The sequence below is a fragment of the Cryobacterium sp. Y57 genome, from assembly GCF_002929505.1.
In the GTDB taxonomy this organism is placed as follows: domain Bacteria; phylum Actinomycetota; class Actinomycetes; order Actinomycetales; family Microbacteriaceae; genus Cryobacterium.
Window position 1 is genome coordinate 1 of sequence record NZ_PJJL01000026.1, and the last position, 6,303, is coordinate 6,303.

Consider the following 6,303-nt stretch of genomic DNA (forward strand, 5'->3'; position numbering starts at 1 on the left):
CTCCGTTGATGCCGAGCTCACGGGCCACGGTCGCAACGGCCCTGCCGGTGTTGATCACCAGCTTGACGGCCTCGTCTTTGTCCTTAGGAGTGAACTCCCTGCGTGTCTTTCCCATGTGAACATTCTCTCTTGTGAGGTGTGCACCCAACGGCGGCAGGGCCACCCCGAGGGTCGGGCCCGATGGAGTCTTCTACTAGGTCCGCAGGCCACCCGCAGCCTGCGGGCTCTCCACGCCGACGCTCGATCGGGAGCGTGTCCGACTGCAGATCCCCTGTCGGATGGCCGTCAACTTGACTTGACACGGTTGGGCAGCTCTTTTGTACTGAGAAGTAACCTGTCATTATCAGCAAATGACTACTGATCATCCTGCGCGGCCGATCCGAGACCAGATTTGGGAAGTGGTGGATCCGGATATGAACATATTGCCTCTTCTCGAAGCCCTGGACGAGACGACGACGTTGCCCGGTTGGATGGCGGCGGTTCACTGTGAGGTCGCACCGCTCTGGACAGCCCTTGCTACGCAGGGCATATCGATAAATGCGCTCGTCGGCGAGATAGAACACGCGCTGACGGAGCTTGTACCGCGCGGTTGGGCCGTATTTAACATGCAGACTGCAATCGTCAATCAAGCGGTCAATCTGGTCATATCCGGGGAGGGGGACATGGCAGACGAATTGCTCGCGGACCAATGGGACAGCTCGACACACCGCACCAAGCGTGTCTGTGATCGCGTGTCGGCTATGGGCACTTCGGATGCCACCTTGCATAATCTTTTCCAACAAAGGGCGCGGCTGCTGAGACAAGCACGTAAGCAGCATGACCGCGAGGAATATGCGGCGTCCATACAGATGGTTCATTCACAAATTGAGGGCATAGCGACCGATGTAACAGCCAACAAAAAGTTCTTCTCCAGCGTCACGAGTAGGCAGGCGGATGTCGTGAACCGGGCGCAGCTCGTCAGTATCGAGGCATCTTTGGCGGCGCTGCGTAGTCCCTATATAGCTGCCGTAGAAGAAACGCAGGCGGATGGGAGCATCTCGCGGCACGCAGTTGCTCACGGGAGAGAGCTTGCCTACGACACAAGAGTCGTGTCCGCGAAAGCATGGTCGCTTCTCGACGCAATCGTGGAATGGGCCCTGCCGCTGGCGCGAGAAGAAGCTGACACCCGTCGCGCTAGACGCCAGACCGAGGCGGCAGGGAGCGTTGACGTCGATGAGAGTGGGCGACGGATCGATGATCGCGAGTTTAGTGAGACTTGCGAAACTCTCCGATTCCTTGCGAGCTGCGCTATGGGCTGGTGGTCACGAGAAAACAGGTTGAAAGATGACTTTTTGACGAGGACATTCGCCGAGAAGGACTTCATAAGGCCCGGCCTGCCAACCAATCACGGCATCGAAATGTTGGTCACTGCCGATGGCCAGTGTGCTTGGTTCTGGCGTCGGACCATTTCGGGATGGACTCTTGGAATAGCCATCGCGGCGCAAGATGGCAGCTTCTCGGAGTGGCTGTATGCGGGACCCGAAGAGCCCTCCCAGTCGCCCATGGTTGATGAATTGAACTGGAGCAGGGTCTGGGACATTTCACCGGACTGGAGAACGGCGTAGGCCAGGCCATGCAACATTCTCGGAATCAGTCTCGCGAAGTATCGCGGCGCCTACAGCGACTCTAACCCGCGCCACACGTGGATCCTTCAGAGACGAATATTCATACCTCCGCGCTGATGCCTGAACGTCACGTTGTGTATGCGACCTTGAACAGCGGCGCTCGCATGGTCGACTGCACCGGACGCGGATACGCGCGTCGGGCCGTGCAGGCGACGTCGAGAAACGGCAGGCGCGTTGCACAGCCGGGGGAGTGATGGTTGCGTCCTTCGAGGGGATGCTCCTATTGGTGTCAAGCGACTTTTTGTGTCGGATTGGAGTGTTGCGTTTTGTCGTCGAGCCATGTGTTGAAGGCGACTTCCAGATTGATGTCAGCACGTTGTCCAATCTCGAGTCGGCGTAGGCGCTGGTAGGGGACGTCGAGTTGTTTGGCCGCCTCGGTGAGGACGATGCCGAGGGTTTGACGGCGTTGTCGAAGCCGCGGTCCGATAGGTAGCGCGCTGGTGGGATTCTGGGTAAGCAATGTGAATATCCGTTGGCGATGTGGCGTTTGAGGCAGCAGACGGTGTCGCGGTCGGAGAGGCCTTCAATGGTCCGTCGGGCGATGTAGGCCGTGGTCCGGGGTTTTTTGTGGCGTTTGCGAAGCAGTATGCTGCGGCGCAAGGCTGCGTTGGCCTGCGGGTCACCACCGCGAGAGAGTCGGAAGCGCTGTCGTGTTCCGGAGGATGCTGGTATCGGTGCGACGCCGCAGAGGGCTGCGAATTGAGCCTTGGCCGTAATGCGATTCGGATTGTCACCGGCGGTGGCGAGCAGGTGCGCGGCAACGAATGGGCCGACTCCGTTTGCGGCCAGGAGAGCTGGCTTCTGACGAATGGCAAGCAAGCGGAGCTGGTGATCGATATGAGCAATGTCTGCCGTCAGCGCCTGCTGGCGTTGCGCGGGCCGTTTCGCGGATGCTCGAGCTATCAGCTCCGGAGTGGTTCCCGGCGCCGGACGTGTGCGCGCGAGAGTGACCGCCAGTTTGGCACCGTCAAACCGACGAAAATCCTGGTGGACTGCCTCGGACGCGCTGACCAATAGTGCGTGGATCTGATTGATGCTCGCGGTGCGTGCCTTGTTGGCTGAGGCGCGTTCCGCGAGCAGGATCCGCATTGATTCGATATCGCCGTCGCGTTGTCGGACACGGCGTGAACGGAGGTGGACATCCTTTTCGAAAATTCTGAGCGCCGTACCGGCTACTGCGGGAGTGGTTTTCTTGTTGGATGTTTCCCAGCGCCTCGCCAGTATTTGCGCTTAACCTGCGGAGCGAGCGGATCCCGACTCTCCGTTGCTGTAGGAGAGATTCAGACGATGCCAAGAACGATTTTCCCGTGGAACGCATCACGGCTGGCGGTGGTCCGTCGTCTTCAACCTCCGCGATTCCTCCAGGTCACCAAGATTGCTGTTGCTGTGGCGATTGCCTGGACGCTGTCCCCTTTTCTCCCTGGGGACGCTCAGGAATTGCGGTACTACGCGCCGCTGGGCGCACTTTTGAGCATGCACCCAACGCTTATGCGTTCTCTCCGCAGCGCTTTACAAACCCTCGCTGGGCTGGCCGTCGGAATCGCCCTTGCTGGGGCCGTGCTCCTCCTGAGCGAGCCCAGCGTGTGGACGATTTCGCTGGTCATCGGCCTCGGCTCTCTTATCGGAGGAATGCGATGGCTTGGTGTGGGCGGGGAACAAGTACCCCTGACTGCTCTTTTCGTTCTTATCATCGGCGGCCCGGAAGCCGATGATTACTCGGCCGGTTATCTCGCCCAAGTGGGTCTGGGAATAGTGGTGGGGCTTGTGGTCAACCTGCTAATTTTGCCGCCGCTTGCGATCGGCACGGCTGTCGAGCGGTTGACTAGTTTTCGGGGCACCCTCGCCACGCACCTCAGCGATATCGGCGTGGCCTTGGTCGAGAGTTGGCCTCCGGAGCGTGACCTCTGGGCGACCAGAGGTAGTGCACTCTCCGACGCGGCCCGAGACGTCCGGTCGGCTGTGCAATACGCCGACGAGAGTCGTAGGGGGAACCCTCGCGCTCGGTTCAACCGCAGAAATCTTGTTGCCGACTATGAGGACCTCGCGGCCCTGGAGAACGTCACTTTTCACGTGCGCAACCTGACTGAGGTTTTTACGGGCATGATCTGGGGTAAACCGATTCCCCTTGAGCTGCCGCCCGAGCTGCGGCCGGTTCTGAGCGATGCCCTGCACGCGGTCGCGGAAACCTTGCGAGCCACGGACGACGGCCCGCGTGATAGCGCACCCTTTGATGCTGCCGTAGCGGCAGTCGAGGCGATTCAGCACGGCATGCAAGATTTGGATGCTGGGGCGACATCGCTCAGCCCCGCCGCCGCGATCGTCATCGATCTGAAGCGTATCTTGGTTGCGCTTCGCCCTGGGACGGAGAGAGATTCTGAAGGGTCTCCGTCGCCTGTCGTTTAGCCCGTCTCATCGCTTGTTCACGCTGCTGAGGTCCTGCGCACGGGTATCTTCTTGTTCCTGGGAGTTTTTCCTTACCTGGGTTGACCTTGGATTTGCCTTCGGTACGGTGAAGGGGGTTCCAGAAACCATTTCATCCGTTGAATTCGTATTAGGAGGTCATCATGCCCAACGCCATCGAGACTGTCGACGTCAACGTTCCCGTTACCGTCGCTTACAACCAGTGGACAAAATTCGAGGAATTTCCAAAGTTTCTAAGTTTTATTGAATCCATCACGCAAGTAACCGACACTCTCACCGAGTGGACGGTTAAAATCGGCGGCGTGGAGCGCACGTTTGAGGCTCGGATAACTGAGCAGCACCCCGACGAGCGTGTTGCCTGGAACAGCACCGGCGGCCAGGTCGACCACGCGGGCGTTGTTACGTTTCATAAGTTGGCTGCGAACGAGACGCGTGTGACGGTTCAGCTTGATTGGGAGGCGACAGGGCTGCTTGAGAAGGCTGGGGCCGCTCTCAGTATCGACGACCACGCCATCAAGAAAGACCTCGCGAACTTTAAGGAGTTCATCGAGGCGAAGGGAGCCGACGATGTCGGATGGCGCGGAGATGTGCAGGCCTGACGCTGCGGGAAGGCCAACGTACGGCTAGTGATGGTCCCGACACCGCACACCGGAGTCCGGCCACGTGGGATGACACGACGCTCGAAACGCTTGGCAAGTTATCCGAGACATCCGACAGCGTGGAATAAGCGGGGATTGCTGTGTTGCATAGCAAATTACTCATGTGATTGGAAATGATTCTCAGCGCGCGTCGGGTGCGTCAGTTCGTTTGATTCAACGCAATGTCTGCGGATTCCTAAATTAGCCCCACGCAACAGGAGGGGTTGGCCCTGCTGCAGCCTACGGCTCCCGCGTTATCCTCAGCGGTTGGACGCTTCAGTGAACGAGTCGACGGCGCTGTGAAACTGATTGAAGATCAGATGTCGGCGGGGCGCTTCCACATTGAGGACTTCGAATATCGATCCGCTCTGGTTGATGTAGCCGAGGACTTTTTCGGGTGATTGCTCATCTTGTCGCCGGTCAGCTACCCGCCATTCATGGTCTGAAAGAACACACAATTCGAGGTCTGCTGCCGCGCATGGTTCATGTTGATTATTCGACATTCATCTCCTTCACCGCGGGACGATTGGACGTTCGGCGGCGGGTTTCCGGCTCGGTGGGTTCGTTCCCATCATGATAAAACTCACCGTGGTCTGCGCATCTGTCACAGCAGATCTCGGGAGGATCGACGAAGCCATATGGTCGTAGCAACGCTTCAATGAATGAAGCGTTTCATGGTCAAGTTGTTGTGTGCTGGTAATTGGACTGAGTTCGTCGATTGCTGTGTGGAGGAACGTTACTGCAGCTCGCGGCCTGGCGTGTAGCACCGTCCAGCCGTCGTAGAGCAGACCGAATTGCTGAGCACCTTTAACCGGACATTCCGGTATCAGCTGCGTCTATCCGGATTAAGCGGCGACTTGCCGAAGAGACGGGCGGTGGCGGCCCGATGACACGCCGGGGGCTGCCGCCGCACGGATTTGCGTATGACAGAGTCTGGAGGGACACGCTCGGTCCGAGCGATTGCATTTTGCAACGGTGAGGTATCAGCCGTGCGTTGCTGCTCATAGTGTTCCCGTCGACGAGGCTTTAACACTGTTATGGCGCGTAGCGCCATCGTCGGTCATCGCGAGTACATGTTCTGTGAAAGCGAACCGCACGGCCGCGTCGTTCGGGCACGTTTGTCGGAATGTCGACGCGGGCGCGGTGGTCCTCGAAGCCGAGGATTGTCCGTCCCTGGAAAATGCATCTCTGGTGCTTCGTACTTGGCAGCAGCGCGATATTCCGTGCCGCCTTCTGCTCTTGTGTGTAGAAAGCTTGTGGCCGAGTCGCGTTTTCTTGATCCGCCCTGCGCGCTGCCGGTCGCGTCGTAGGAGACGGATACTGGCCGACGATGTCCGGTGCAAGTCTCGCCGTAATTGCGACGATTAAGGCGGTGTGCATAGAACGGTGATAGACACAGGTTGTGCACAATCCGCGGGCAGCGCGAGGTTGCCCGGGCACTAAAATTCGTATACCTCCAAGAGTGAAGATGGACCGTTCGTGTTTCACGGTCATGAAAATCAGGGAGTGAAAAAATGAAAGCAGTCGTTTACAAAGGACCCAATGAGGTCGCCGTGGAAGAAGTTCCAGATGCCAAGATC

The 6,303-nt window shown here is 58.5% G+C and carries 6 protein-coding genes and 1 pseudogene; 3 read left to right on the top strand and 4 right to left on the bottom strand.

Features of this window, described 5'->3' with window-relative positions:
* Window positions 1-115 (bottom strand): transposase (locus CXY72_RS20435; RefSeq protein WP_146070966.1); only part of this gene is annotated, 115 nt, incomplete at its 3' end.
* A gap of 235 nt (window positions 116-350) precedes the next feature.
* Between CXY72_RS20435 and CXY72_RS00250 the strand changes: the two genes are divergently transcribed.
* The gene (locus CXY72_RS00250; protein WP_104125740.1) at window positions 351-1,604 is read left to right on the top strand and encodes a hypothetical protein; all 1,254 of its coding nucleotides are present in this window, start codon (window positions 351-353) and stop codon (window positions 1,602-1,604) included.
* Between the two features lie 289 nt (window positions 1,605-1,893).
* Here the strand turns inward: CXY72_RS00250 and CXY72_RS19880 are convergent, their stop codons facing one another.
* Both CXY72_RS19880 and CXY72_RS20440 read right to left on the bottom strand, forming a co-directional pair.
* Complete coding sequence (locus CXY72_RS19880) at window positions 1,894-2,124, bottom strand: RodZ family helix-turn-helix domain-containing protein (RefSeq protein WP_104125741.1); 231 nt, start codon at window positions 2,122-2,124, stop codon at window positions 1,894-1,896.
* Window positions 2,125-2,267: 143 nt separating this feature from the next.
* Window positions 2,268-2,753, bottom strand: a pseudogene (locus CXY72_RS20440) (transposase); the annotation flags it as partial.
* A 240-nt stretch (window positions 2,754-2,993) separates the two neighbouring features.
* Here CXY72_RS20440 and CXY72_RS00265 point away from each other — a divergent pair.
* On the top strand, window positions 2,994-4,067 hold the full coding sequence (locus tag CXY72_RS00265) for an aromatic acid exporter family protein (RefSeq protein WP_370446177.1): 1,074 nt from the start codon (window positions 2,994-2,996) through the stop codon (window positions 4,065-4,067).
* A gap of 161 nt (window positions 4,068-4,228) precedes the next feature.
* On the top strand, window positions 4,229-4,684 hold the full coding sequence (locus tag CXY72_RS00270) for an SRPBCC family protein (RefSeq protein ID WP_104125743.1): 456 nt from the start codon (window positions 4,229-4,231) through the stop codon (window positions 4,682-4,684).
* A 299-nt stretch (window positions 4,685-4,983) separates the two neighbouring features.
* Here the strand turns inward: CXY72_RS00270 and CXY72_RS00275 are convergent, their stop codons facing one another.
* A complete protein-coding gene (locus CXY72_RS00275) occupies window positions 4,984-5,226 on the bottom strand; it encodes a hypothetical protein (RefSeq protein ID WP_104125744.1) in 243 nt (80 codons plus the stop codon).
* Between the last annotated feature and the right edge of the window lie 1,077 nt (window positions 5,227-6,303).

Excerpts from the sequence above, each read along its gene's own strand:
- CXY72_RS00250 (WP_104125740.1), top strand. The coding sequence starts at position 351 with ATGACTACTGATCATCCTGCGCGGCCGATCCGAGACCAGATTTGGGAA.
- CXY72_RS00270 (WP_104125743.1), top strand. The coding sequence starts at position 4,229 with ATGCCCAACGCCATCGAGACTGTCGACGTCAACGTTCCCGTTACCGTC.
- CXY72_RS00275 (WP_104125744.1), bottom strand. The coding sequence starts at position 5,226 with ATGTCGAATAATCAACATGAACCATGCGCGGCAGCAGACCTCGAATTG.